This window comes from Stenotrophomonas sp. YJH_SMC_130 (assembly GCF_059369035.1).
The window spans coordinates 714,747-741,672 of sequence record NZ_JCAFSH010000001.1 but is presented as its reverse complement, the minus strand read 5'-3'; the positions used below and the strand labels follow the sequence as shown (position 1 = coordinate 741,672).

Genomic DNA, 26,926 nt, shown 5'->3' with positions numbered 1-26,926 from the left:
CTTGAGGGACACGCTGACGTACCTGTCCCTGGGTGCGATCAGGTGAAGATGTGAAGATTTTAAGGAGTTAATGCCTTCAGGCCTTGTTCCCGTATCGGGAGCAGGGGTGGCCCGCATTTTCTCCAAAAAAACCTGCCAGCTGTGCCATCCGGTCTTTTCATGGAGATTTACCGATGAACCGCATTTACCGTCTGGTTTTCAATCGTGCCCTTGGGGTAATGCAGGTTGCTTCGGAGGTCGCCCAGAATCCCGGGGGAAGCGCGGTCAGCGCAGGGCGGGTACCGCGATTGCGGACGCAGCAGCTGGCGGCGGCATTGGCCGCCACACTGGCCAGTGGATCGGCATTCGCAGCGTGCACGGGTACCACGACCGTAAACTGCGACAGCACCACCACCATCAACAACTACTCCAACGCGACCAACGGCCTCACGCTGAACATCGCCGCGGGTGCATTGCTGCGTACGCCGCCGATCGTAGGTGGAGGCAACGCAGCAACGCTGACCGGCGACAACGTGACGGTCAACAACAATGGCACGATCGATCCGAGCTCGATCGTCCTCGCCTCGCCCGGCCTGGTCATCGGCAATGGTTCCGCCAACAACAGCGCGATCGTCGTCAACAACAACGCCAGTGGACAGATCAAGGGTGTCGTCAACATCGCAACGCTGCTGGGCTTCGGTGGACAGGCGCTGGTGGCACAGAACGTCAACGGCACCACCACCATCAACAATGCCGGCCTGATCAGCACGTCCTTGATCGGTGTGGGCAGCGTTTCCGACGCGACCACGGTGGTGACCTATGGTGGCGCGGCAGCGAATGTGACCAACACCGGTACCATCGACGGACGCGTCGGCCTGGGCGCTTCTGGCGGTAATACGTTCCTCAATGCTGGGGCGGTCAACGGTAGCGTTCATCTGGGTGATTCAACCGGCGGCAATACCTTCACCGCAGTGTCGGGTTCCAGCGTTGTGGCCGGCGGTGGCACCGCCCTTGCCGGCGTGATTACGGGTGTTACCGGGGTGAAGGTTGCGGCAGCGGGAACGGTCGACGCGGGTACCGGCAGCGGTGCGGGCAACAACGCGCTGGTGCTGCAGAACAGTTCCGCCGGTCCCGGGTCAGGCACCGGCGGAGCGGTGACCACACTGGGCTGGAACCAGTACCTCAACTTCCAGAAGCTCACCGTCAACAGCGGTACCTGGAACCTGCAGGGCGCATGGGGCGCATCCGGCCCGACGACGCTCAATGATGGCCTGGTCAATTTCAACAATGCCGGTTCATTCGGCACAGGGCTGTTCACGGCCAACGGCGGTGCCATCGCATCCTCCACGGCCGGTCTGAATCTGGCCAATGCGTTCAACCTCGGCGGCAATCTATCCCTGGCCGGGACCAATGCGTTCGGCTTGAATGGCGTGCTTTCAGGCACTGGTGGGCTGACGGTCAACAACACCGGCATTGTTACTCTCGGCGGCGCAAACCTGTTCTCCGGGGGCGTCAACCTCAATGCCGGCGGCCTGCTGCTGGGCAATGCCGGTGCACTCGGCAGCGGCAACCTGACCGTCGGTGGCAGCGCCTCGCTGGATACGACGGCGGGCTTCACCCTGGGCAACAACCTGGTGGTCAATGGCGGGGGCTCGCTGAACCTGCTGGGCAGCAATGCGCTGACATTGAGTGGCTCGATATCCGGTGCCGGCAACGTGACCAAGAACGGTGCCGGCACGCTGACCTTGAACGGTGCCAATTCGCTGAGCGGCAGCTTCAACCTGGCCGGGGGCGCGTTGGCGCTGGGCGCGGGCGGCAGCCTGTCGCCCACCGGTGCGATCACGCTGGGCGTCGGCACCAGCCTGGATCTTTCGGCGGCGGCCGACCAGACCATCGGCTCGCTGGCCGGGCTTGGTGGTTCGGTCAACCTCGGCAGCCACACCCTGACCCTGGGCGGGCTGGGCAATACCAGCTACAGCGGCACGTTCGCCGCAGGCACCGGCGGCCTGATCAAGCTCGGCACCGGTGTGCAGACCCTGTCGGGCGTCAACAGCCTCACGGGCGGTGTTGCGCTCAACGCCGGTGGCTTGTTGCTGGGCAATGCCGCCGCGCTGGGCAGCGGTACGCTCTCTGTCGGCGGCAACACCACCTTCGACGGCACCACGGCGCTGGCGCTGACCAATGCTGTCAGCCTCGGATCGGGTGCCAGCCTGAATCTGCTTGGCGGGCAGGCGCTCACCTTCAACGGGGTGATCAGCGGCGCTGGCGGCCTGATCAAGGATGGTGCATCGTCGCTGACCCTCAACGGCGCCAATACGTTCGGCGGTGGTCTGGCACTCAACGCGGGCAGTCTGGTGCTGGGCAACGGCGGTGCACTGGGAACCGGGGCACTGAACGTCGGCGGTGCGGTATCGCTCGACGCCAGCGCCGGGCTCGCCGTGGGCAATGGCATCACGCTTGGCGCCGGTGGTTCGCTCAATGTGCTGGGCTCGAATGCGCTGACGCTGGGGGGTGTCATTGGTGGGGGCGGCAGCCTGGTCAAGAACGGCGCTGCCACGCTGACGCTGGGCGGCGCGAACATGTTCACTGGTGGGCTGGCGGTAAATGCCGGAACGGTGGCATTGGCCAGTGGTGGCAGCCTGGCGGCGACCGGCGCGGTCAGCCTGGCCGGCGCTGGCAGCGCGCTGGATATCTCGCTGGGTGGCAACCAGACCATCGGTGCATTGTCCGGTGTGGCGGGCAGCACCCTGGCGCTGGGCAGCAGCACGCTCACCTTCGGTGATGCCACCAACCAGACCTTCGCCGGCGTGATCGGCGGCACCGGTGGGCTGATCAAGCAGGGTACCGGCGTGCAGACGCTGACCGGTGCCAATACCTTCAGCGGTGGGGTGAATCTTGCGGCCGGTGGCCTGGTGCTGGGCAACGCCGGTGCGCTGGGAAGCGGTGCGCTGACGGTCAGTGGCAACGGCTCGCTGGACGCCACTGCGGCGCTGAACCTGGGCAATGCGATCAACCTCGGTGCGGCCCTGACCCTGCCGGGCAGCCAGAACCTGACCCTGGACGGCAACATCACGGGCACCGGCAGCCTGGTCAAGAATGGCGCATCGACACTGACCTTGAACGGCACCAACACCTTCAGCGGTGGACTGAATGCAAACGCCGGCAGCCTGCTGCTGGGTAACAGCGGCGCGCTCGGTACTGGAGTACTGGGCATCGGCGGCAACGTCACGCTCGATGGCAGCGCCCCGTTGAGCCTGACCAACAATGTTGACCTGGGCGCGGGTGCGGCGCTGTCGTTGCCGGGCTCGCAGGCGATCACGCTGGGTGGCGTGGTGTCCGGTACCGGCAGGCTGGTGAAGAACGGTGCCAGCACGTTGACCCTCAACGGCGCCAACAGCTTCGGTGGTGGGCTCACCGTCAACGGCGGCGGCGTGTTCCTGGGGAACGCCGCCGCACTGGGCACCGGTGCACTGTCGGTGGGCGCCACTGCCACGCTGGACAGTTCAGTAGCGCTGAACCTCGCCAACAACGTCAACCTCGGGGCAGGCGCGGCGCTGGATCTGCTGGGCAGCCAGGACGTGTCACTGGGCGGTCTCATCAGTGGCACTGGCAGCCTGGTCAAGAATGGTACGGCCACGCTGGCGTTGAATGGACCCAACACCTTCAGCGGGGGTGTCGGCCTCAACGCGGGCCTGCTGCAGCTGGGCAATGCGCAGGCACTGGGTACCGGCCAGCTGGACGTGGGCGGCAACGCTTCGCTGGATGCAACGTCTGCACTCACCATAGGCAACCTCATCGGCCTGGCCGCCGGTGCGAATCTCTCCGTGCTGGGCGGCAATGACCTGACGCTCACCGGTCCGGTATTCGGTGCCGGTGGGTTGATCAAGGACGGCGCGGCCCGCCTCACCCTGTCCGGCGCCAACCTCTACACCGGTGGCACCACCATCAACGCCGGCACGCTGGCGCTGGGGGCGGGCGGCAGTCTTGCCGCGGCCGGCGCGGTGGATCTTGCCGGTGCCGGTGCGACGCTGGACATCTCCGCAGCCGGTGCGGCGCAGACCATCGGCGCGCTGAACGGCGTGGCAGGCAGCCAGCTGGTGCTGGGCGCGCAGTCGTTGACCTTTGGCGGCGCCAGCAGTGGCAGCTTTGCCGGCGTGATCGATGGTACCGGCGGCCTGATCAAGACCGGTGCCGGCGTGCAGACGCTGTCCGGTGCCAATACTTTCAGTGGTGGCCTTGCACTCAACGACGGTGGCCTGATTCTCGGCAACGCCAGCGCACTCGGTACCGGTGCACTGGGCATTGGTGGCACGACCACGCTGGACAGCACAGTGGCGCTGAACCTGGCCAACGCAGTGAACTTCGGTGCCGGTACGCAGCTGACCCTGGGCGGCAGCAACGATCTCACCCTCGGTGGCGTGGTGGCCGGCAATGGCAGCCTGATCAAGAACGGTGCGGGCCTGCTGACCCTCAACAACACCAATACCTTCGATGGCGGCCTGACCTTGAACGGCGGTGGCCTGGTGGTCGGTGCGAATGGTGCGCTCGGTACCGGTGCGCTGGCGGTGAATGCCAGCACCACGCTGGACGCGGGCGCGGCAGTGACACTCGGCAATGCGGTCACGCTGGGCTCGGGCGTCGTACTGACGTTGCCGGGCAGCAATGCGCTGACGCTGTCGGGCGTGGTCGGCGGCAATGGCAGCCTGGTCAAGAATGGTGCCACCACGCTGACGCTGTCCGGTGCCAACACCTACAGCGGAGGTACCACCATCAATGCCGGCACGTTGGCGCTGGGCGCGGGCGGCAGCCTTGCTGCAGCGGGTGATGTCACGTTGGGTGCAGGCGCTGGCTTTGATATTTCCGGTGCCGGCAGCAGCCAGACCATCGGCGCGCTCAACGGTGCGGGTGGCAGCACCCTGGCGCTGGGCGGCAATTCGCTCACCTTCGGTACGGCCGGCAACGCCGCGTTCGATGGCGTGATCAGTGGCGGCGGCGGTCTGATCAAAGCAGGCGCGGGCGTACAGACGCTGTCCGGTGCCAACACGTTTGGCGGCGGCGTAACGCTCAACGCGGGCGGACTGGTGCTTGGCAATGATGCGGCGTTGGGCACCGGCGCATTGACCGTTGGTGGTGCCGCCACGCTGGATACCACCGGCCTGGCAACGCTGGCCAACAACATCGCGCTCAACGCCGGGCTGACCGTGCTCGGGACCAATGCACTGACGCTCAACGGCGTCCTGTCCGGGGCCGGCAGCCTCACCAAGAATGGCAGCGCGACGCTGACTTTGAACGGCGCCAACACCTATACCGGTGGCACCAACATCAACGCCGGCACGCTGGCGCTGGGGGCCGGTGCCAGCCTGGCGGCGAGCGGTACCGTGAACCTCGCCACGGGTGCCACGCTGGATCTGTCTGCCGGCAGCGGCACGCAGCAGTTCGGCACCCTGGTCGGCAATGGTACGGTGAACCTCGGTGCCAACTCGATCGAGGTCGGCGGCGCCACCAATGGCACCTTCAGTGGCTCGATCGCAGGCACCGGTGGCCTGACCAAGGTGGGCGCGGGCATCGAAACGCTGACCGGTGCCAACACCTACACCGGCGGCACCTTCATCAATGCTGGCACGCTGGCGATTGGTCCGGGCGGCAGCCTGGCCGCGACCGGCGCGGTGACGCTGAGCGCTGCGGGCACCGGCTTCGACATCTCCACCGCAGGGGCCAACCAGACCATCGGATCGTTGAACGGCGTGGCCGGCTCGACGGTGAGCCTGGGGGCACAGACGCTGACACTTGGTGGTGTGGGCAACAGCCTCTTCGATGGCACGATTTCCGGCACCGGTGGCCTGGTCAAGAATGGCACCGGCATCCTCACGCTGGGTGACGCCAATCTGTTCAGTGGTGGCGTTGCACTGAACGGCGGTGGCCTGGTGGTCGGCAACAACGCTGCGCTCGGCAGCGGTGCGTTGACGGTCGGAAGCAACGCAACGCTGGATGCAACGACCGGTGCCAGCCTGTCCAACAACATCAGCCTGGCAGCGGGTGCCAATCTTGATCTGCTCGGCAGCCAGTCGCTGGCACTGGGCGGTGTGATCTCGGGTACAGGTGGGTTGATCAAGGACGGTGCGGCCACGGTAACCCTGAGCGGTGCCAACACCTACACCGGGGGTACCACCATCAACAGCGGCACGCTGGCGATCGGTGCCGGTGGCAGCCTCGCCGCAACCGGTGCGGTGAACCTGGCCGGTGCGGGCACGCTCGACATCTCCGCGGGTAACCAGGCCATCGGTTCGCTGGCCGGCGTTGCAGGCAGCACGGTGGCGCTGGGCGGCAGCACACTGACCCTGGGCGGCACCGTGGACAGCACCTTCAGCGGTGTGATCGGCGGCAGTGGCGGCCTGATCAAGAACGGTGCGGGCGTGCAGACGCTCAATGGCGCCAACACTTTCAGCGGTGGCGTGGCGCTCAACGCCGGTGGTCTGGTGGTCGGCAACAATGCTGCGCTGGGCACCGGTACGGTGACGGTCGGAGGCGCTGCGACGCTCGATTCGAACACTGCGGTCATCCTCGGCAACAACTTCATCCTCAGCAACGCGTTGACCGTCCTGGGCAGCAACAACCTCACCCTCAACGGCAACCTGAGTGGTACCGGCAGCCTGACCAAGGAGGGTGCCGCGACGCTGACCTTGAACGGCACCAACACCTATACCGGCGGCACCAACATCAACGCTGGTACGCTGGCACTGGGTGCGGGCGCGAGCCTGTACGCCAGTGGCATCGTCAACCTGGCCTCGGGGGCGACCTTCGATCTGTCGGCAGGCAGCGGCACGCAGCAGTTCGGTACCCTGATCGGCAACGGCACGGTGAATCTGGGCGCCAACACGCTGACGATCGGAGACGCCACCAATGGCACGTTCAGTGGTTCGGTGGCCGGCTCCGGTGGGCTGATCAAGGAAGGCTCCGGTACCCAGACGTTGACCGGCACCAACACCTTCACCGGTGGCACCACCATCAACGCCGGCACGCTGGCGATCGGCGCCGGTGGCAGCCTCGCTGCGACCGGTGCGGTGAACCTGGCCAACGCCGGTACCACCTTCGACATCAGTGCGGGGGGCGCGCAGGCGATCGGTTCGCTGGCAGGCGTGGCAGGCTCTTCATTGGCGTTGGGTGGCAGCACGCTGACCCTCAATGGCGTGGGCAATACCACGTTCGCCGGCACCATCGGAGGTGCAGGGGGGCTGGTAAAGAACGGCGCAGGCATCCAGGGCTTGACTGGCGTCAACGTCTTCACGGGCGGCGTGACCCTCAATGCCGGTGGCCTGCTACTGGGCAACGACGGTTCGCTGGGAACCGGTGCGCTGACCGTAGGCGGCAACGCCAGCCTGGATGGCACCAGCGCGCTGACGCTGGCCAACACCGTACAGCTGGCCAGCGGCACGCTGACTCTGGGCGGCAGCAGCGCACTGACCTTGAACGGCCCGATCAGCGGCGCTGGCGGCCTGCTGAAGGATGGCGCAGCGACGGTCACCCTCGGCGGTGCGAGTACCTATACCGGCGCCACCACCATCAACAGTGGCACGCTGGCGGTGGCGGCCGGTGGCAGCCTGTCCGGTGCCAGCACGGTCAACCTGGCCGGTGCCGGTACGCTGGATATCAGCGCCGGTGGCAGCCAGAGCATCGGAGGCCTCGCTGGCGTGACCGGTTCCAGCGTGGTGCTGGGCGGTGCAACGCTGACCACCGGCGGCAACAACGCCAGCACCACGTTCGCCGGCGTCCTCAGTGGCACCGGCGGCCTGGTGCAGAGCGGTACCGGCACGCTGACCCTCAGTGGCGACAACACCTATACCGGAGGCACCACCATCAACGGTGGCAGTACGCTGCAGATCGGCAACGGCGGCAGCACCGGTTCGGTGCTGGGCGACATCACCAACAACGGCAGCCTGGTCTACAACCTCGGCACCACGGCAACCGTGGGCGGTGTAGTCGGCGGCAGTGGCAGCCTGACCCAGGCCGGCAGTGGCAGGCTGGTGCTGACCGGCAACAACACCTACACCGGCGGTACCACCATCAATGCCGGTGGCACATTGCAGATCGGCAACGGCGGTGCGACCGGCGCGATCGTCGGCGACATCACCAACAACGGTGCGCTGGTATCCAACGTGGCCGGCAACACCACGCTCGGTGGCACCATCAGCGGCAGTGGCGGCCTGACCCAGGCCGGCAGCGGCACGCTGACCCTGACCGGCAACAACACCTATACCGGCGGCACCACCATCAATGCCGGTGGCACGTTGCAGGTCGGCAATGGCGGTGCGGCCGGCGCGATCACCGGCAACGTTGCCAACAACGGCAGCCTGGTGTTCGACGTTGCGGGCAACACCACGGTCGGCGGTGCGATCAGCGGCAGTGGTGGCCTGACCCAGGCCGGCAGCGGTGTGCTGACCCTGGTGGGCAACAACACCTACACCGGTGGGACCACCATCAGTACCGGCAGCACGCTGCAGGTGGGCAACGGCGGCGCGACCGGCGCCATCGCTGGCGACATCACCAACAATGGCGCGTTGATTTCCAACGTGGCCGGCAACACCGCGCTGGGCGGCACCATCAGTGGCAGCGGCGGCCTGACCCAGGCGGGCAGCGGTACGCTGCTGCTGACCGGGACCAACACCTATACCGGCGGCACGACCATCAACGCCGGCAGTACGCTGCAGCTGGGCAATGGCGGGGCAACGGGCTCAATCGTCGGTGATGTCACCAACAACGGCACGCTGGTGTCCAACCTGGCGGGCGATACCACGCTGGGCGGCACCATCAGCGGCAGTGGCGGCCTCACCCAGGCCGGCAGCGGTACGCTGACCCTGACCGGCAACAACACCTATACCGGCCCGACCACCATCAACACGGGAGGCACGCTGCAGGTGGGTAATGGCGGCGCCACCGGTGCCATCGGCGGCAGCGTCACCAACAACGGCAGCCTGGTGTTCAACGTGGGCGGCAACACCACCGTCGGCGGCGCCATCAGTGGCAGCGGTGGCCTGACCCAGGCGGGCACCGGCACCGTGATCCTGACCGGCAACAACACCTATACCGGCGGCACCACCATCAACACCGGCGGCACGCTGCAGGTCGGCAATGGGGGCGCCAGCGGTGCAATCACCGGTAATGTCAGCAACAACGGCAGCCTCGTGTTCAACGTCGGCGGCAACAGCACGGTGGGCGGCACCATCAGCGGCAGTGGCGGCCTGACCCAGGCCGGCACCGGCACCCTCACGCTGACTGGCAACAACACCTACACCGGGGGTACCACCATCAATGCCGGCGGCACCGTGCAGGTCGGCAACGGTGGGGCCAGCGGCTCAATCATCGGCAACATCACCAACAACGGTGGTCTGGTCATCAACACCGGTGGCACCACCACGCTTGGCGGCAGCATCACCGGCGGTGGCAGCATCGTGCAGGCCGGCCCGGGCACGCTGAATCTGGGCGGCAACAGTGGTGGCTTCAGCGGCACCGGCCAGGTCACCGGCGGCGGCCTGAATGTCACCGGCAACATCGGCGGACAGTGGACCATCGGCAGCGGCACGACCCTGTCCGGCACCGGCACCATCGGGGGTACCGGCGGTGGCGTGACGGTGTCCAGCGGCGGCGTGCTGTCGCCGGGCAATGGCCCGGGCAATGGCGGTGGTGCAGGCAACGGCACCGGCACGATCACGGTGGGCGGCAATCTGAACCTGTCACCGGGCAGCACGCTGGGCATCGACCTGGGCGCCACCGGCAGCGACACGGTGCAGGTCGGCGGCAGCGCGAATGTGGGCGGCAGCACCGTGCGGGTGAATACCATTTCGCCGAGCACCAGCTACCAGCAGGGCCAGCAGTACACGGTGGTCAGTGCGGGCGGTGGCGTGAGTGGGCAGTTCGCCTCGGCAACCTCGCCGTCGGCCTTCCTGACCATCACCCCGGTCTACACCGCCAACACGGCCAACCTGCAGATCGACGTGGCGCAGACCGCAGCGTTCACCACCGTGGCCAACACGCGCAACCAGTACAACACCGCCGCGGCGCTGGATAGCCTGCCGCAGGGTGGCGCGGCCTTGGGCCTGTACAACACGGTACTGATGTATGACGCCGGCACTGCGCGCAGCGCATTCGAACAGCTCTCCGGTGAAGTGCACGCGGCCAGCCGCGCGGTGCTGCTGTACGACAACTACCTGGAAGAAGGCATCCGCCAGCGACTCGGCAGCGAGTTGCCGACCGTGCGTGGCGAGCACGCGTCGGCCTGGTTGGCCGGCAGCGGCAAGGTGTTCAGGCAGGATGGCGACGGCAATGGCGATGAGATCCGCGCCAATCGCAATGCGCTGATGGCCGGTGTCGACTGGCAGCTGGGCGAGCATGTGGTGCTGGGTGCAGCGGCCGGCAACGAGCGGCTGGATACGCGGTTGTATGATCGCAGCTCGCGGGCCCGCCTGCGTGGCCACACGTTCGGCCTGTATGCACAGGGACAGTGGAACAACGGCTTCGCGGTGGGCGGCAGCGTGTCGCGCGGTGACTACCGGACGCGCACCACGCGTGAAGTGCCGTTGTTGGGCCAGACCCTGTACAGCCGCCAGGATGCCGATGTGACCATCGCCCAGGTGGAAGGCAGCTGGACATGGACCCACGGCAGGACCCAGCTGCAGCCCTATGTGCAGTTCACCAAGCACTGGGTCGACAGCGATCGTGCGGTGGAGCAGGGTGGCAGCGCGGCACTGGTGCTGGAAGGCGGCAAGGACACGCTCAATGTCAGCACGGTGGGCGTGCGTGGGCGCTGGGACGTGGGCAGCGGCGAGCGCTTCCCGGCGCAGCTGACGGTCGGCCTGGGTTGGCAGCATGCGTCGGGGGATACCGATGTAGCCAGCCGCAACCGCTTTGCGGTGGGCGGCGACGCCTTCGATGTCTACAGCGCGGTGATGGCACGCAATGCCCTGGTCAGCCAGGTGGGTGTGGCGGTCGGCCTCGGTCGCAACAGCCAGCTGTCGATGTTCGTGCAGGGCCAGCATGGCGATGGCCGCCGCGATGTGGGTGGGCAGATCAACCTGCGCGTCGGGTTCTGAGCAGGGGATGCCTGCGGTAGATCAACGCCCTTCGTGGATGGCACCGGGGCGGGAGCGCTACAGCTCCCGCTCCATTTCAACGGCGTCGATCCCGGCGCCATGCCCATCGGGCACGATGCGCGCCACCTGGAAACCCAGGCCGGCATAGAAGCCCTGGGTGTGCTGGCTGGTGCTGAGCGCGATGCGGTCGATCGACGGATCGCTTTCAGCCTGGTGCAGGCGCGCGAGTGCCAGTTCGCGGCCCAGTCCCTGGCGGTGCAGCGCGCGCTGCACCATGCCCCAGCAGAAGCCGGCGCTGCCGTCGCTACGGCGCGAGAGGCCACCACAGGCGACGACGTTTCCATCGCGCTCGATCACCTGGAATGCACAGCCCGTGGCCTGCTCGCGCAGGAAGCGTTCGAAGTCGCTGCGCTCTTCGGGCGCGAAGTAGGTGGGTACGTTGCTGTCGAAAATCGACAGGCAGGCGCGTGCGGCGGCGGGTTGGTAGACACGAAGGCTCATGCAGCCACCCTAGCGTGCGGAGGGGGCTGCGTGGCCTCCGGGTTATGCTGTCGGGCAACGGGAGTGACCGCGCGGCAGGATCCGCCGACCCCATTCGTCTTCCCGCCTGCAACGGAGCTGCCCAGCGATGCCCGATCCTTCTTCTTTCCGGACTGCCCAGCTGATGCGCGGTCTGCTGTTTGGCGTGGTGGGACTGTTGATCCTTGCCGTGGCCGCCTTCGAGGTGACACATCGTCTTGAGTTCCTGGAGGTCGCGCAGGCCGTTGATGGCCAGGTTGAGCGCCTGAACGCCGGCGGATCGCATCCGCAGGTCGCGTTCACCACCGCGACCGGCCAACGCGTCTCGTACCCGCAGGGCGGCATGATCTTCGGCTATGAGCCTGGGCAGCCGGTACGCGTGCTGTACGACCCGGCGCAACCGCGGCTGGAGCCGGTCCTGGACACGTTCGGTGCGCTGTGGGGAATGACGGTCGTGTGGGTGCTGCTGGGGCTGGCGTTCGTCGGCGCCTGCGTGCGGAGACTGCTCCGGCGCAGATGACCTGCGGGCGGATCGCGCGCCGTCGGCGGGCCGGCCGTTGGACCGGCCACGACGGCAGGGCCTGTTCAGTCCGGTAGTACCTGCGGCGATTCCCGCCAGCCAAACAAAAAAGCCGCCCACTGGGCGGCTTCTTCATTTATCTGGCGGAGAGAGGGGGATTCGAACCCCCGAAGCGCGGTTTAGACGCTTACACACTTTCCAGGCGTGCTCCTTCAACCACTCGGACACCTCTCCGGATCCCTGCCCTCGGCAAATGCCTCAGCAGGGGCGCAGATTCTAGCGGGCGGCGCGGCCGGACACAAGCGCCCAGATCAGGACGCATCCGGGGGCATTGTTGGCGAAGGGGCTGGACAGGCATGGCACAATGGAACATCCGATGGAAAACGGTGGCCTGATGTCCTATCTCGTCCTTGCCCGCAAGTGGCGTCCGAAGCGTTTTGCTGAGCTGGTGGGCCAGGAACACGTGGTCCGTGCGCTCAGCAACGCGCTGGACAGCGGCCGGGTCCACCACGCGTTCCTGTTCACCGGTACCCGTGGCGTGGGCAAGACCACCATCGCGCGCATCTTCGCCAAGTCGCTCAACTGCGAGCAGGGCACCAGCGCCGACCCGTGCGGCCAGTGTGCCGCCTGCCTGGACATCGACGCCGGCCGCTACATCGACCTGCTGGAAATCGACGCCGCGTCCAACACCGGCGTGGACGACGTGCGCGAGGTGATCGAGAACGCGCAGTACATGCCCTCGCGCGGCAAGTACAAGGTCTACCTGATCGACGAAGTGCACATGCTGTCCAAGGCGGCGTTCAACGCACTGCTGAAGACGCTGGAAGAGCCGCCGGAGCACGTGAAGTTCCTGCTGGCCACCACCGACCCGCAGAAGCTGCCGGTCACCGTGCTCAGCCGCTGCCTGCAGTTCAATCTCAAGCGCCTGGACGAAGACCAGATCCAGGGCCAGATGACCCGCATCCTGGCGGCGGAAGAGATCGAGGCCGACGGCAGCGCCATCGTGCAGCTGGCCAAGGCCGCTGACGGCAGCCTGCGTGACGGCCTGTCACTGCTGGACCAGGCGATCGCCTATGCCGGCGGCGCGCTGCGCGAGGACGTGGTGCGCACCATGCTGGGCACGGTCGATCGCACCCAGGTGGCGGCGATGCTCGATGCGCTGGCCGAGGGCGATGGCCCGCGCCTGCTGCAGGTGGTGGCCGCGTTGGCCGAATTCTCACCGGACTGGAGTGGCGTGCTGGAAGCGCTCGCCGAAGGCCTGCACCGCATCCAGGTGCAGCAGCTGGTGCCGGGTGCCGCCGTCGCGGAAGGCCTGGATGTCGCATCATTCGCCGAGCGCCTGCGCCCGGAAGTGGTGCAGCTCTGGTACCAGATGGCCCTGAATGGTCGACGCGACCTGCCGTTGGCGCCGAGCCCGCGCGCCGGCTTTGAAATGGCCGTGCTGCGCATGCTGGCGTTCCGCCCGGCCGCAGCGGTACCGTCGGTGCCGAAGGCCGTCGACGGTGCGGCGGGTGGCACGCCGGGTGGCAACGCTGCCGGTGGTGGCGCCGGTGCCGGAAGCCATGAAGCGACGCCGGCCGCTGCCGCCGCTTCGGCCAGCCCGGCCGTAGCGTCGCAGGTGGCCGCTCCGGTGGCTGCACCGCGCGAACCTGAACCCGAACCCGAGCCGGCCCCGCAACCGGAGCCGGATCCGACGCCTGAGCCCGAGCCGGTGCCGGTGGAAGAGCCCGTGTCACAGCCGCCGGTGAAGGCCGAGGCGCCGGCGCCTGCCATCGCTGTAGAGGCAAGCGATGACCTGCCGCCGTGGGCCACCGACGAAGCCGAGGCGCGGGATGGGGCCCTGGCGGCCGAGATGGCCGGCCCGGATGCCGCCATGGTCGCGCCCTGGCATGAACCGCCGGCTCCCGCCGCGGATCCAGGCGAACCTGCGCCGCCGGAGCGTTCGTTCCGCGCCGAAGGTATTGCCATTGCGTCGGCCGAACCGGCTCCGGCGCGTGAGGCCGCGCCGCAGGAAGGTGTCAGCGAGCTGGCCACTGCCGAAGACTGGCTGGACCTGGTCGCCAACAGCGGCCTCAGCGGCCCCTCGCGGCAGCTGGCTGCCAACGCTGCCTTTATCAGCTGCCAGCACGGGACCTTGAAACTGGGCCTTTCGCCCGGATTTGAGTACCTGCGCTCGGAGCGCGCGCTGGCTGCCCTGGGCGAGATGCTGGAGAAGGCCCTGGGCCAGGCGCCGAAGATCGTGGTCGAGACCGTGGAAACCGAACACGTTCCGGCCGAGACCCTGCATCAGCGTGCCGACCGCCAGCGTGGCGAGCGGCAGCAGGTGGCAGAGGCCATTTTCATGGATGACCCGGAAGTGCAGGTGCTGATCCAACAGCACGGTGCCCGGGTTGTTTCCGATTCCATCCGTTCTTTTGACGAGTAAGACACTATGCGCGGCAATATCGCCCAACTGATGCAGCAGGCCCAGAAGATGCAGGAAAACCTGCAGAAGGCCCAGGAAGAAATCGCCAGGATCGAAGTGACCGGCAGTGCCGGCGGCGGCATGGTCAGCGTGACCCTGACCGGCGCCAAGGAATGCCGCAAGGTGCGCATCGACCCGTCGCTGACCAGCGACCCGGAGATGCTGGAAGACCTGATCGCCGCCGCCTTCAACGATGCCTCGAACAAGATCGATGCCGAGTCGAAGTCGAAGATGGGTTCGGCCACCGCCGGCATGCAGCTGCCGCCGGGCATGAAGCTGCCGTTCTGATTGCCAGCGTGGCATCCGTGCAAGCGGGTGCCACAGAATCTGTAGCCGTCGAGCTCGCTCGGCGCCATCAAAGCATGCCGCCGTGTCCGCACCCCTGCTTGAACAACTGATCGACGCACTGCGGGTGCTGCCTGGCGTAGGCCAGAAGACGGCGCAGCGCATGGCCTACCACCTGCTCGAGCGCGAGCGCGAAGGCGGCCAGCGCCTGGCCGAAACGCTGGCCTTGGCGGTGGAGCGTATCGGCCACTGCGCGCAGTGCCGCGACTTCAGCGAAACCGAGCTGTGCCCGACCTGTGTCAACAGCAGCCGCGAGCGCAGCCAGCTGTGCGTGGTTGAATCGCCGGCCGATCGTCTCGCGATCGAGAACGCGACGGGTTTTCGCGGTGTCTACTTCGTGCTGCAGGGCCGGCTGTCGCCGCTCGATGGCGTCGGCCCGCGCGAGCTGGGTCTGGAGCAGCTGGAGCAGCGGCTGGCCGAAGGTGAGGTACAGGAGCTGATCATCGCCACCAGTGCCACCGTCGAAGGCGAAGCCACCGCGCATTACCTTGCGCAGCTGGCGCGCGCGCGCAAGGTGCAGCCCAGCCGGCTGGCACAGGGCCTGCCGCTTGGCGGCGAGCTTGAATACGTTGACCGCGGCACGCTGTCGCACGCGTTCGGGACGCGCAGCGAATTCCGCGATTGAGCACCACCCGGGCATCGCCCGGCGCGGCCGGCCTACAATGCGGAAGACACTCCCGCCGAGGCCGACCATGAGCAACGAAACCCTCTTCAGCAAGATCATCCGTCGCGAGATCCCGGCCACCATCGTCTATGAGGATGACGAGGTGCTGGGCTTCAAGGACATCGCACCGCAGGCGCCGGTGCACGTACTGTTCATTCCGAAGAACGAGATCATCCCGACCCTGGACGACCTGCAGCCGTCGCAGGCGCACCTGGTCGGCAAGCTGGCCCTGGCCGCTGCCGAATACGCGCGCCGCGAGGGTTTCGCGCAGGACGGCTACCGCATCGTGATGAACTGCCGCGAACATGCCGGGCAGACCGTGTTCCACATCCACATGCACCTGCTGGCCGGCGCGCCGCTGGGGCATTTCGGTACGCCGGGGCGTTGAAGCCCAGTCCACGCATGCGTGGATGAAAAAGGCCGCCCGAAGGCGGCCTCTTCCGATCATGCGGGCTGGGGGGCGATCACCACCAGCCCCAACGGCCGTAGCCACCCCAGTACGGGCCCCACGGACCCGGGCCCCACGGGCCATAGGGGTAGGGCACCACATCGACCTGGCGCTGTTCCGGCCACAGGTAGATCACATCGGCCGACAGCTTCGGCAGGCGGTAGTCGTAGTCCCCGATGCGGGTGTTCTGGTAGCCGTCGATCTTGCCGATGAAGGTCACGTCACGCCCGGCTTCAAACACGGCCGGGTCGTAGAAACCGGCGCGGCAGGCAATGAAGCGGCCGTCGCTGGCGTCGGACGAGGTGGTGTTCGGGCGGCCACTGGCGTTGAGCGGGCGCGAGATCATCTGGAAGCAGGTCTCGCCCTGGCCGGGCTTGGTCTCGATGATGCGGCCGCCCCATCGGACCGGCGTGCCGACCTGCTGGGTGGCGACCGAGTCGCGCGGGGAAACCAGGCTGAACTGTCCCTGCAGCGGCTTGGGGGCCGTGGCGCAGGCCGACAGGGCCAGCGTGGCCACAGCGGTGAGGAGGAACTTGGTGTTCATGGGGAGGCTCCGGAAGTCGGGCGATGCCTGCGCAGGTCCCGCAATAATGAAGCGAGGTCGGTGCAAGTTCCAGCGTAGCGCGCGTCGGCGAAACGCTGGCTGAGCGCGAGCAGGGTCGGGTCGGGTCGCTGCCGGTGAACCCGCTGTGCCCAGTCCTGTGCGGTCTCGTGCGGTTCGCGGGCCAGGCCAAGGCGCGCATACCGCCGCCCGAGCCGGTGCCAGGCGCGCAGCAGCGGGTCGCGCTCGCGCTCGCCGCGGGCCAGCAGCCAGGCCATCCACGCCAGTGCCAGCAGGGCGGCGACCACGAATCCGGTCACCAGCTGCGCCGGCCCGAGGTCATCCAGCCCGAACGGCTTGAGCAGTTGTTGCTGGCGGCGTGCATCGAAGGACAGCACCAGGCCGTTCCAGCCGCGGCGCAGCCAGTCACCCATCTGCCCCAGCTGCAGCCAGCGCTGTTGCAGCGGGGTATCGGTGCCGGCCCGCAGGCGGTCGTCCAGGGTGTCGAGGATGCGTTCGGGTGCCACGGCGGCAGTCGGGTCGACCCGCACCCAGCCGCGTTGCGGCAGCCAGACTTCGGCCCAGGCGTGGGCATCCATGCGACGCACCACCCAGTAGTCGCCGATGCGGTTGCGGGTACCGCCTGCGAAGCCGGTGACCACCCGGGCCGGAATGCCGGCGTTGCGCATCAGCACTACGAAGGCCGAGCTGAAGTGCTGGCAGAAGCCGGCCTTGTAGTTGAACAGGAAATCGTCGACCGGATCGCGCCCCGCCACTGGTGTATCCAGCGTGTAGGAGAAGTCGCGGGTGATCCATTGCAGCGCACGGCGGACGATGGCCTCGTCATCGCTGCCGGCCTCCTGCCGCCATTGCCGCGCGAGCTGGGCGGTGCGCGGATTGAAGCCGGGCGGAAGCTGCAGCGCCGCGCGGCGCAGGTAGGGCGAAAGATCGGTGTCGAACCGTTGCGGCGGCGCCGAATGCAACCGCCAGCGGCTGAGCGCGGACAGCGTGCGGTCGCTGCGCAGGCTCATGTCGGCATCGAAGCTGCTGCCCTCCGGTGCGCGGCTGGGCAGGTCCAGTGCCACCAGCAGGCGACGGTCGGTGGGCTCGTAGTCGATCTGGTAGTCCCAACCCTGTGCGGCGGTTTCGACTACCGGTGCGGGGCGCCCGGCCGTCGCGCGATCGCGGCTCCAGCGGTGGCCGTCGAACGACGTCAGCACCGGGCCGCGCCAATAGCGCTGCGCAGGCTCGGGCACCGTGCCGAAAAACTGCACGCGCAACGCCGGGGTGTCGTCGGCCATCAGGTCCAGCCACTGGTCCGGCGCCATGCTGTCAGCCAGGCCCGGTGTGCCCACCGCTCGCTCGGGTACGCCCCACAGCGGCGTGGACAAGCGCGGAAACAGCCAGAAGCAGGCCAGCGCGAGTGGCAGGCCGATCCCCAGCAGGCGGCCGACGCCACGCAGTTGTCCGCGCAGCGGCAGGCGAGGGCTGTGGCCCTCGTCCAGGGCCAGGCGTTGCAGGGCCAGCAGTGCGGCAACTGCGGCCAGCGCTGCCAGCCCGGTGGTCAGCGGCCCCTGGTCGAGCAGGAAGGCCGCGAACGGCGAGAACAACGCGAAGCCCAGCAGGCTGCGCGCATCGCGCAGGTTGCGCAGTTCGCTGGACTTGATCGCCAGCATCGCTGCCAGCAATGCACAGCCGGTATCGCGGCCCGGCCGCACCATGCCCATCTGCCAGACGATGGTGGCAAGCATGGCCAGCACCAGCAACAGGCGGACCGGCATCGGCAGCACCCGCCGCCACGAAAGCGCAGCGGTCAGCACGGCGGCGATCGCGATCACGCTGGCCAGCACCGGCGGCAGCTGCAGCAGCAGTGGCAGCAGCGCCAGCGCTGCGCTGGCCAGGGTCCAGCTGCGGGCGTTGCGGTCGAGCAGGACGGCAGGCTCAGTCATGGGGCATCAATGCCAGTGCGCGCAGGCACAGGTGGTGGTGGCTGGCACCCTGGCCGGGCCCCAACGGCGGATGGGCCGGAAGCAGCAGCGTATAGCGACGGCCTTCGCGTTCGGCCATGTCGACCCAGCGTGCCAGGCGTGCGATGCGCGCTTCATGGCCCAGCGCTGCCAGCGTGCGCCAGTCCAGCACCACTTCGATGCCGATCGGCTTCTCGTACTCGCGTACCAGCAGGCTGTCGCGGCGCGCCGAGTGTTTCCAGGCAATGCTGCGCGGGGCATCGCCGGCACGATAGGGGCGCAGCTGATGCAGCTCTTCGCCCGTGGCGTGGGCGCGGGTATGCAGGGGATCGCTGCCACTTTCCGGGAGGGGCGGCGCCTGGGCCTCGGCCAGCGGGTAGACCAGCAGCGGTTGCTCCGGCCACACCCACGACCATGCCCGCACCAGTCCCAGCGGCTGCGTGCTCGACAGGCGGATGCGGGGCAGTTCCAGCCAGCCGCGGCGCTCGCTGGGAACATCCAGCTCCACTTCGCCGCGACCGTGTGCAGGCAGTGCAACCCAGGCCTCGCTTGCGCCCAGCTGCAGGTGCAGCCCGTGTCGCGCGCGCGGGTCGCGCAACGAAAGGTCCACGCGCAGGCGCAGGGGATGCCCGGCCGGTACTGGTTCGGCGGAGATTGCATCGATCTGTATGCCGGACAGTTGAAGGTGCGCGGCGATGGCGCTGGCGATCGCTGCCGCGGCCAGCAGCAGCGCCAGCAGCAGGGCCGGGTTGTTGTTGTAGTTCAATGCGCCCAGCAGCATCGCCGACAGCAGGGTGGCGACGAACAGGCCGAAGCGTGTCGGTAGTACGTAGATGCGATGGCGGTCCAGTCGCTGCGGCAGGGCTTCGGGCCTGCGGGGGCGTGCCAGCAGCTGCATGCGTGCCCAGCGTGTGGCCACCTTCAGTCCACCGCGACGGTCTGCAGGATCGCCCGCGCCAGCGCCGGCCCGGAGCTGGATTCGGCTTCGGCCACCAGGCGATGGCCGGCCACCGCCACGAACAGGGTCTGCACGTCTTCGGGCACCACATGCCCGCGGCCGAGCAGCAGCGCATGTGCCCTGGCGGCACGCAGCAGGGCCAGTCCCGCGCGCGGTGACAGGCCTACGCGCACGCCGGCATGGTGTCGGCTGCGGGTCAGCAGCGCCTGCACATAGTCGATCAGCGCGTCGCTGGCATGTACCTGGCCAACCGCTTCACGCAATGCACGCACCTGGGTGTCGTCCAGCTTTGGCACCGCGCGTGCGATCAGGTCGCGGCGATCACTGCCGCGCAGCAGCTCGCGCTCGGCCTGCGCGCTGGGGTAGCCCATCGCCAGGCGCAGCAGGAAACGATCCAGCTGCGAATCCGGCAACGGGAAGGTGCCGGACAGGTCGACCGGGTTCTGCGTGGCGATGACGAAGAACGGGTCGGGCAGTGGATGTGTCTGTCCATCCAGGGTGACCTGCTGCTCGGCCATCGCCTCCAGCAACGCACTCTGCGTGCGCGGCGGTGCACGGTTGATCTCATCGGCCAGCAGCACGTGGGTGAACACCGGGCCGGGATGGAACTGGAACTGGCGGCTGCCGGCCTCGTACACCGAAACGCCAAGTACGTCCGCCGGCAACAGGTCGGAGGTGAACTGCACGCGCTGGAAGCTGAGACCGAGGCTGCTGGCCAATGCGTGCGCCAACGTGGTCTTGCCCAGCCCGGGCAGATCCTCGATGAGCAGGTGGCCGCCAGAAAGCAGGGCAACAAAGGCCAGCCTGACTTCCGGCACCTTGCCCAGCACCAGTGCGTTCACCTGATCCTGTGCCTCCCGCAGGGCCTGGCGCAGTTGATCGGTTAGCATGCTGGGATTGGGGGACGAGGCTGGCATGATCGTCTCAGGTCTGGAATCCATTCGATTATCCATAGAGCAATGCAAGGCGAACAGCGCGCGCGGGCGATTTTTCTCTGGTTGTGGACGCTGATCACAGCGGCCAAGCTGGTGGTGGCCGCGCGCCTGCCGCTGTTCGTCGATGAGGCGTTCTATTGGCAGGAAGGGCAGCATCTGGCCGCTGCCTATTCCGACCTGCCGGGGCTGACCGCCTGGCTTGCACGCCTGGGCGTGGAGATCGGTGGCCATCACGTACTCGCATTGCGCCTGCCGTTCCTGGCCATCGGCGCGCTGCTGCCGATGCTGGTGGTGCGCATCGCCACGCGCTGGTTTGGCAACGTGGCCGGTTGGCAGGCGGGCAGCCTGACCCTGCTGATGCCGTTGTCGGCCACGCTGGGCCTGCTGGCCGTGCCGGACGTACCGATGGCGCTGGCGGCAGTGATCTGCCTGCACGCCGGCGCGCGCCTGCTGCACAGCGTGGATGCGTCCTCGGCGATGAAGCTGGCGCTGGGCCTGCTGATCGGTGCGCTCAGCCACTACCGTTTCATTGGTGTCATCGGTGTCGGCTTCATTGCGCTGCTGGCGTTGCCGCAGGGCCGTCGCATGCTGGCCGATCCGCGCGTATGGGTGGCGCTGGCGGTGGGCGTGCTGGCCTGGCTGCCGTTGCTGGCGTGGAATGCCGACAACCACGACGCCGGCCTGAAGTTCCAGGTGGTCGAGCGCCACCCGTGGACGTTCGAGTGGGAGGGGCTGTGGTTCCTGGTGATCCAGCCGATGCTGGTGACGCCGATCCTGTGCATCGCGATGTGGAAGGTCGCCCTGGCGGGTACCCGCAGTGGCGGTGGGGCGCGGGTGCAGTGGCGCTATTTCGGCCTGGTGGGCGGGGTGTCGACGCTGGGCATCTTCCTGCTGGGCTTCTTCACCGATGTCGAGCGGATCAGTTTCCACTGGCCCTTGCCAGGCTACCTGGCGCTGCTGGTGGCCGTGCCGGTGGTCCTCAACGGTTGGCCGCGCTGGTTGCGCCGTACCGGCTGGTGGCTGGCCGCTGCAGGTACCGTGCTGGCGTTCGGCTACTACCTGATGGCGTCCACGCCGGCACTGCGCGAGCAGATGGCCGGCAGCAAGTACTACCCGCGCAACTTTGCCGGCTGGCAGCCACTGGCCGTGGCGGTGCGTGACGAACTGCGGCAGATGCCACCGGGTACGCGTGTCCTGGCGGGCAACTTCAAGGTCGGTGCCGAACTGGGCTTCCAGCTGGGCAATGGCGATATCGAGGTGCTGCCACATCCGCTCAACGACAAGCATGGGCGCACCGCACAGCTGGCGCAGTGGGACCTGCTGCACGAAGGCCCGCGCAGTGTGCCGATGCTGCTGGTGCTGTCACCCAGTGACCAGCGCTACCGCGATCTGCTGGCGCGCTATCACACCCTCTGCGAGCAGGTGGGGCCGCTGCCGGCGCCGCGCGTGGTCAGCAGCGATCATGGCTTCCAGCGGTTCCTGCTGTTCCGGCTGCCGGCCGAGCGTGCGCAGGGGCCCTGCGTAACGCCCGCGATGGCCTGGCTGGATGCGCCGTCCAACGGTGAGAAGGTCTCCGGAACGCTCGCCATCAAGGGCTGGGCATTCAAGGATGGGGTCGGGCTGGCGCGGGTTGAAGTGCTGGTTGATGGCCGCTCGATCGGTGACGCGCGTTACGGGCGCGTGTTCGACGTTCGCCCCGCCTGGCCGGACAGTACCGATCCGCAGCATCCGGCGGTGGGCTTCGACGCGTCGCTGGACACCACCACGCTGGCGCCGGGCCGGCACTGGCTCGGCCTGCGCCTGCACGGGCGCGATGGCAGCGTGGAGGCGTGGCAGGAGCAACCGTTCGAGGTTCGTTGAGGTCCTCTGGTCCTCTGGAGCCGAGCCGATGCCCGGCTGCTTCCGAGTCAGATGGCAGGCAGCCTCGAAAAAAGCAGCCGGGCATGGGCTCGGCTCTACCGTTCACGGCACCGCGAATCCGGCCCTGCGCAGCAGGCCGCACAGCGCGATCAGTGGCAGGCCGACCAGCGCGGTCGGGTCGCGGTTGTCGATCGCCTCGAACAGGCTGATGCCCAGGCCCTCGCACTTGAAGCTGCCGGCGCAGTCCAGTGGCTGCTCGGTGGCGACGTAGCGGGCGATCTCCTGCGAATCCAGCGCGCGGAAGCGTACTTCGGTCAGATCCAGGGCGGCGAGGGATTCTCCATCCCGCCTGAGACTGATTGCCGTGTGAAAGCGTACCGTCTGCCCGGACATCGCCACCAGCTGCGCACAGGCCGCCTCGACCGTGCCCGGCTTGCCCAGCGGCTGGCCGTTCAGGTCGGCGACCTGGTCCGAGCCGATCACCCAGGCACCCGGATGGCGCGTGGCGACATCGGCCGCCTTGGCGGCGGCCAGGCGCGTGGCCAGGGCCAACGGCCCCTCGCCGTTCAACGGCGTTTCATCCACCTCCGGGCGTGCGCAGTCGAAGGGCAGGCCCAGCCGTTGCAGCAGTTCGCGACGGTAGCGGGAGGTGGAGGCCAGGACCAGTGACATGCGAGAATATCGGGGCAGGGTGCGGCAGTCTGGCCCGCCGGCAACGCCAGCGGCAAGTCCTGTATGGCGGGCATTTGACAGCGGGCGGTGCGATCCTTAGTATTCAGCGGCTTATGTCCGCGAACGTGCCCGAAACGCTGGATGCCTGGCGGATGGTTGTAGCGCGAAGGCGCTTCGACGGTCAGGTCTCCCTGGCTGAATTGACCCGCCTGCAGGGGTTGGTCGCAGATACCGACGGTGAGTGTGTCTACTCGCTTGAATTCGGTCGCGACGACGTCTTGCGGGTATCCTATGTGGAACTGACCATCGACACCGCGTTGCCGCTGACCTGTCAGCGCAGCATGCAGCGATTCCTGTTGCCGGTGAAGGTGACCCAGAGGCTTGGCCTGATCCGCGACGAGGACGAGGAATCGTCCCTGCCGGAGGAATACGAGGCGTTGCTGGTGCCGGAAGACGGCCAGCTGCGTCCGCTGGACCTGGTCGAGGACGAGTTGGTGCTGGCGGTGCCTGTGGTGCCGCTGTCGCCCGACGGTGAAGCAGTCGACAAGGACTGGGCACCGAGCGAAGAAGAAACAAAGAAGGCCAACCCGTTTGCGGCGTTGGCGGCATTGAAGAAACAATAGCAGCCGGTTGTCGTCGGCGGCTGCGGCGAAAGCGAAAAGTGTGCTGGGCGCTGGCGTCCTGTGCGACGAAACGACGAAGCAAAACGAACCGAGTTTGGAGCAATCCCATGGCTGTCCAGAAATCCCGTGTTACCCCGTCCCGCCGCGGCCAGCGCCGTTCGCATGACGCCCTGAGCGCCAAGCAGCTGTCGACCGACCCGACCACCGGCGAAGTGCACCTGCGTCACCACATCACTGCTGACGGTTTCTACCGCGGCAAGAAGGTCATCCAGACCAAGACCTCGGCCGTCGAAGAAGATTGATGTGCCGGGAAGGCCGCTGCCCCCGGGCAGCGGCCTTTGCCTTCTTTCCCGGGCGTGCCGGTGATCGGCGGCCCGCGCAACAGGAAACATGATGAGCAAGCGGATCTATTCGAGGATCGCGGGCACCGGTAGCTATTTGCCGGAGAAAGTCCTGACCAACGCCGACCTGGAAAAAATGGTCGAAACCTCGGATGAGTGGATCCAGTCGCGCACCGGAATTCGTGAACGGCACATCGCGGCCGAAGGCGAGACCACCAGCGACCTTGGCTACAACGCCGCCCTGCGCGCGCTTGAAGCCGCAGGCATCGATGCCTCGCAGCTCGACATGATCGTGGTCGGCACGACCACGCCTGACCTTATTTTCCCGTCCACCGCGTGCCTGATCCAGGCCAAGCTCGGTGTGGCCGGGTGCCCCGCCTTCGACGTCAACGCAGCCTGTTCCGGCTTCGTGTTCGCGCTGGGCGTGGCCGACAAATTCATCCGCTCCGGCGACTGCAAGCACGTGCTGGTGATCGGCACCGAAACGTTGACCCGCATGGTCGACTGGAACGATCGCACCACCTGCGTGCTGTTCGGTGATGGCGCCGGCGCCGTCGTGCTCAAGGCCGACGAAGAGACCGGCATCCTCAGCACCCACCTGCATGCCGATGGCAGCAAGAAGGAACTGCTGTGGAACCCGGTTGGCGTCTCGAGCGGCTTCAAGGATGGCGCCAATGGTGGCGGCACCATCAACATGAAGGGCAACGACGTGTTCAAGTACGCCGTCAAGGCGCTGGACTCGGTCGTGGACGAGACCCTGGCCGCCAACGGCCTGGACAAGTCCGACCTGGATTGGCTGATCCCGCACCAGGCCAACCTGCGCATCATCGAAGCCACCGCCAAGCGCTTGGACATGTCGATGGACCAGGTCGTGGTGACCGTCGACAAGCACGGCAACACCTCGTCCGGTTCGGTGCCGCTGGCGCTGGACGCCGCCGTGCGGTCGGGCAGGGTCGAGCGCGGCCAGCTGCTGCTGCTGGAAGCCTTTGGTGGCGGCTTCACCTGGGGTTCGGCCCTGCTGCGCTATTGATAGTGCAAGTTACGACAATGTGAAGTCTTGTCGTTACGGCCCTCCGGGGCCGTAACGCGTTTAAGGAGGACCTGTCATGGTTGAGCCCATCTTCATCGAAGGGCAACGTGCCTGGCTGAAGCAGTACGGCAAGGGAAGCCGGGCACTGGCCCTGGGCCTGCTCAATTTTGTTGCGCGCCGTTTCCATCTCGATGCCCTGCGCCCGCCGCCGCACCGTGGTGGCGACGCCGCGCGCGAAACCGAGGCCCGCCGCCTTGCAGAGCTGCAGGCGCAAGGCGTGAACGTGCCGGACGTGCTGGGCACCGGCCATGCCGCGCTGGTGATCGGCGACAACGGCAGATCATTCAATACCTGCCTGCGCGAAGCCGACGAAGCCGGTCGTGATCGGCTGGTGATGGCGGCGATGCAGGCCATTGCCCAAGCGCATGCGCGCGGCGCCTATTTTGGCCAGCCGCTGCCGCGCAATCTCACCTGGGACGGGCAGCAGGTCGGCTTCATCGATTTCGAGGAAGATCCGCTGGAAGTGATGGACCTGTCCGAAGCGCAGGCCCGCGACTGGCTGATGTTCGGCTATGGCGTGGCCAAGTACTACGCTGATCGCCCCGAACATCTGCAGGCGATGATGACCGAGGCGATGGGCGAGGCCCAGGCGCCGGTGCGCGAGCACGTGCATGCGGTCAGTGGCCGCCTGCGCAGCCTGGCCAGGGTCTGCATGAAGCTGGGCCGCTCAGCGCGCGCGCTGGCCCATTCGATCTTCATCACCCACGGTGCCAGCACTGCTGGCGTGCTGATGCTGGTGGGCCTGTGCGTGGATTTCCTCGCTGATGGCGATCTGGATGTGCTGCAGCTGTTCTGCTGATGGCTGATCGGGGTCAGACCCCTTTTCCGCAGGAAAAGAGATCTGACCCCGTCGCGCCTGCCCGTCATTGCTCCATACGCCTGCATACGCGCACGTACAGACGACACAGCGGATTCCCCCTTATCATGGCCCGCTTCGATTGCAACAAGCGGATGACCGCGTGACCGTATCCACCCTCGCTTTTGTCTTCCCCGGCCAGGGCTCGCAGTCTGTGGGCATGGTGGCCGAGCTGGCCGAACTGCACCCGCAGGTGCGTGAAGCCTTCACCGAGGCATCCGATGGTGCCGGCGTCGACCTGTGGGCGCTGTCCCAGGGCGGCCCGGAGGAAATGCTCAACCGTACCGAATACACCCAGCCGGCCCTGCTGGCCGCGAGTATCGGCGTGTGGCGTGCCTGGAACGCTGTGGGCGGTCCGCGCCCGTCGGTGCTGTCCGGCCACAGCCTGGGCGAGTACACCGCCCTGGTTGCCGCCGGCGCGCTGAGCCTGCATGACGGTGCGCACCTGGTGCGCCTGCGTGGCCAGCTGATGCAGGAAGCGGCGCCGGCCGGTGTCGGCGCCATGGCCGCCGTGCTCGGTGCCGAAGACCAGCTGGTGCTGGATGTCTGCGCCGAAGCCGCAGGCAGCCAGGTAGTGGTGCCGGCCAACTTCAATTCGCCGGGCCAGATCGTGATCGGTGGCGACGCCGACGCGGTCGACCGTGCGCTGGCGCTGCTGGCCGAGAAGGGCGTGCGCAAGGCGGTCAAGCTGGCCGTCAGCGTGCCCTCGCACACCCCGTTGATGCGCGAAGCGGCCAACCGCCTGGCCGAAGTGATGGCCGGCCTGTCCTGGCAGGCGCCGCAGCTGCCGGTGGTGCAGAACGTCGATGCCCAGGTGCACGACGGCCTGGACGCCATCCGCACTGCGCTGGTCCAGCAGCTGTACCAGCCGGTGCAGTGGACTGGTTGCGTGCAGGCGTTGGCCGCCCGCGGCATCACCCAGATCGCCGAGTGCGGCCCGGGCAAGGTGCTGACCGGCCTGGTCAAGCGCATCGACAAGGCCATCGACGGCCGTCCGCTGGCCACGCCGGGCGACTTCGAAGCCGCCCGCGAGGCATGGTCGGCCTGACCTTCCCTGTTC

General features: G+C 67.4%; 18 protein-coding genes and 1 tRNA gene. 12 read left to right on the top strand and 7 right to left on the bottom strand.

From position 1 onward, the window contains the following. Window positions 1-173: 173 nt before the first annotated feature. Window positions 174-11,063, top strand: a complete 10,890-nt coding sequence (locus tag AC5P5V_RS03495; RefSeq protein ID WP_235643121.1) for an autotransporter-associated beta strand repeat-containing protein — start codon at window positions 174-176, stop codon at window positions 11,061-11,063. A 57-nt stretch (window positions 11,064-11,120) separates the two neighbouring features. On the opposite strand, the gene AC5P5V_RS03490 is transcribed toward AC5P5V_RS03495, so the two are convergent. Further along, entirely contained in the window at window positions 11,121-11,564 is a 444-nt protein-coding gene (locus AC5P5V_RS03490) for a GNAT family N-acetyltransferase (protein ID WP_061480527.1), read from the bottom strand. Between the two features lie 127 nt (window positions 11,565-11,691). Here AC5P5V_RS03490 and AC5P5V_RS03485 point away from each other — a divergent pair, with 127 nt between their 5' ends. After that, the gene (locus AC5P5V_RS03485; RefSeq protein WP_269217115.1) at window positions 11,692-12,102 is read left to right on the top strand and encodes a DUF3592 domain-containing protein; all 411 of its coding nucleotides are present in this window, start codon (window positions 11,692-11,694) and stop codon (window positions 12,100-12,102) included. Between the two features lie 141 nt (window positions 12,103-12,243). On the opposite strand, the gene AC5P5V_RS03480 is transcribed toward AC5P5V_RS03485, so the two are convergent. Further along, window positions 12,244-12,336 (bottom strand) — tRNA-Ser (locus AC5P5V_RS03480). Window positions 12,337-12,478: 142 nt separating this feature from the next. Between AC5P5V_RS03480 and dnaX the strand changes: the two genes are divergently transcribed. The 4 genes from dnaX (at window position 12,479) to AC5P5V_RS03460 (ending at window position 15,963) form a co-directional block, all read left to right on the top strand. Continuing rightward, window positions 12,479-14,527: a DNA polymerase III subunit gamma/tau gene (dnaX, locus tag AC5P5V_RS03475; RefSeq protein WP_231352744.1), complete on the top strand. Its 2,049-nt coding sequence runs from the start codon at window positions 12,479-12,481 to the stop codon at window positions 14,525-14,527. Between the two features lie 6 nt (window positions 14,528-14,533). Beyond that, the gene (locus AC5P5V_RS03470; RefSeq protein WP_019659509.1) at window positions 14,534-14,854 is read left to right on the top strand and encodes a YbaB/EbfC family nucleoid-associated protein; all 321 of its coding nucleotides are present in this window, start codon (window positions 14,534-14,536) and stop codon (window positions 14,852-14,854) included. Window positions 14,855-14,936: 82 nt separating this feature from the next. Beyond that, window positions 14,937-15,536, top strand: a complete 600-nt coding sequence (gene recR / locus AC5P5V_RS03465) for a recombination mediator RecR (RefSeq protein ID WP_134969485.1) — start codon at window positions 14,937-14,939, stop codon at window positions 15,534-15,536. Window positions 15,537-15,603: 67 nt separating this feature from the next. Continuing rightward, window positions 15,604-15,963, top strand: coding sequence for a histidine triad nucleotide-binding protein (locus tag AC5P5V_RS03460; RefSeq protein ID WP_005415497.1), 360 nt, complete (start codon window positions 15,604-15,606; stop codon window positions 15,961-15,963). A 76-nt stretch (window positions 15,964-16,039) separates the two neighbouring features. On the opposite strand, the gene AC5P5V_RS03455 is transcribed toward AC5P5V_RS03460, so the two are convergent. From AC5P5V_RS03455 to AC5P5V_RS03440, 4 genes are read right to left on the bottom strand one after another with little or no spacing between them, the layout of a single operon-like run. Beyond that, entirely contained in the window at window positions 16,040-16,567 is a 528-nt protein-coding gene (locus tag AC5P5V_RS03455) for a Slp family lipoprotein (RefSeq protein WP_005415498.1), read from the bottom strand. Beyond that, on the bottom strand, window positions 16,564-18,513 hold the full coding sequence (locus AC5P5V_RS03450) for a transglutaminase TgpA family protein (RefSeq protein ID WP_231352571.1): 1,950 nt from the start codon (window positions 18,511-18,513) through the stop codon (window positions 16,564-16,566). The genes AC5P5V_RS03455 and AC5P5V_RS03450 overlap by 4 nt, the downstream gene beginning before the upstream one ends. Continuing rightward, window positions 18,506-19,429 carry a DUF58 domain-containing protein gene (locus AC5P5V_RS03445; protein WP_061480523.1) on the bottom strand — a complete coding sequence of 308 codons (924 nt, stop codon included), beginning with the start codon at window positions 19,427-19,429 and terminating at the stop codon, window positions 18,506-18,508. Before AC5P5V_RS03445 ends, AC5P5V_RS03450 begins: the two co-directional genes overlap by 8 nt. Before the next feature lie 23 nt (window positions 19,430-19,452). After that, the gene (locus AC5P5V_RS03440) at window positions 19,453-20,406 is read right to left on the bottom strand and encodes an AAA family ATPase (RefSeq protein ID WP_049417066.1); all 954 of its coding nucleotides are present in this window, start codon (window positions 20,404-20,406) and stop codon (window positions 19,453-19,455) included. A gap of 42 nt (window positions 20,407-20,448) precedes the next feature. On the opposite strand from AC5P5V_RS03440, the gene AC5P5V_RS03435 reads away from it, so the two are divergent. Continuing rightward, the gene (locus AC5P5V_RS03435) at window positions 20,449-22,284 is read left to right on the top strand and encodes a glycosyltransferase family 39 protein (RefSeq protein WP_134968956.1); all 1,836 of its coding nucleotides are present in this window, start codon (window positions 20,449-20,451) and stop codon (window positions 22,282-22,284) included. Window positions 22,285-22,386: 102 nt separating this feature from the next. Here AC5P5V_RS03435 and AC5P5V_RS03430 read toward each other — a convergent pair whose 3' ends face one another. Next, window positions 22,387-22,956: a Maf family protein gene (locus tag AC5P5V_RS03430; RefSeq protein WP_134968955.1), complete on the bottom strand. Its 570-nt coding sequence runs from the start codon at window positions 22,954-22,956 to the stop codon at window positions 22,387-22,389. Window positions 22,957-23,069: 113 nt separating this feature from the next. Here AC5P5V_RS03430 and AC5P5V_RS03425 point away from each other — a divergent pair, with 113 nt between their 5' ends. The 5 genes from AC5P5V_RS03425 to fabD all read left to right on the top strand — a co-directional run bounded on the left by AC5P5V_RS03425 (window position 23,070) and on the right by fabD (window position 26,914). Next, complete coding sequence (locus AC5P5V_RS03425) at window positions 23,070-23,579, top strand: YceD family protein (RefSeq protein ID WP_049404889.1); 510 nt, start codon at window positions 23,070-23,072, stop codon at window positions 23,577-23,579. A gap of 107 nt (window positions 23,580-23,686) precedes the next feature. Continuing rightward, window positions 23,687-23,881, top strand: coding sequence for a 50S ribosomal protein L32 (rpmF, locus tag AC5P5V_RS03420; RefSeq protein ID WP_005408308.1), 195 nt, complete (start codon window positions 23,687-23,689; stop codon window positions 23,879-23,881). Window positions 23,882-23,972: 91 nt separating this feature from the next. After that, a complete protein-coding gene (locus AC5P5V_RS03415) occupies window positions 23,973-24,950 on the top strand; it encodes a beta-ketoacyl-ACP synthase III (protein WP_014036188.1) in 978 nt (325 codons plus the stop codon). A gap of 76 nt (window positions 24,951-25,026) precedes the next feature. After that, window positions 25,027-25,809, top strand: coding sequence for a BUD32 family EKC/KEOPS complex subunit (locus tag AC5P5V_RS03410; RefSeq protein WP_134968954.1), 783 nt, complete (start codon window positions 25,027-25,029; stop codon window positions 25,807-25,809). A gap of 160 nt (window positions 25,810-25,969) precedes the next feature. Next, window positions 25,970-26,914 (top strand): ACP S-malonyltransferase, encoded by a 945-nt coding sequence (fabD, locus tag AC5P5V_RS03405; RefSeq protein ID WP_134968953.1) that lies wholly within the window; start codon window positions 25,970-25,972, stop codon window positions 26,912-26,914. Window positions 26,915-26,926 lie beyond the last annotated feature (12 nt).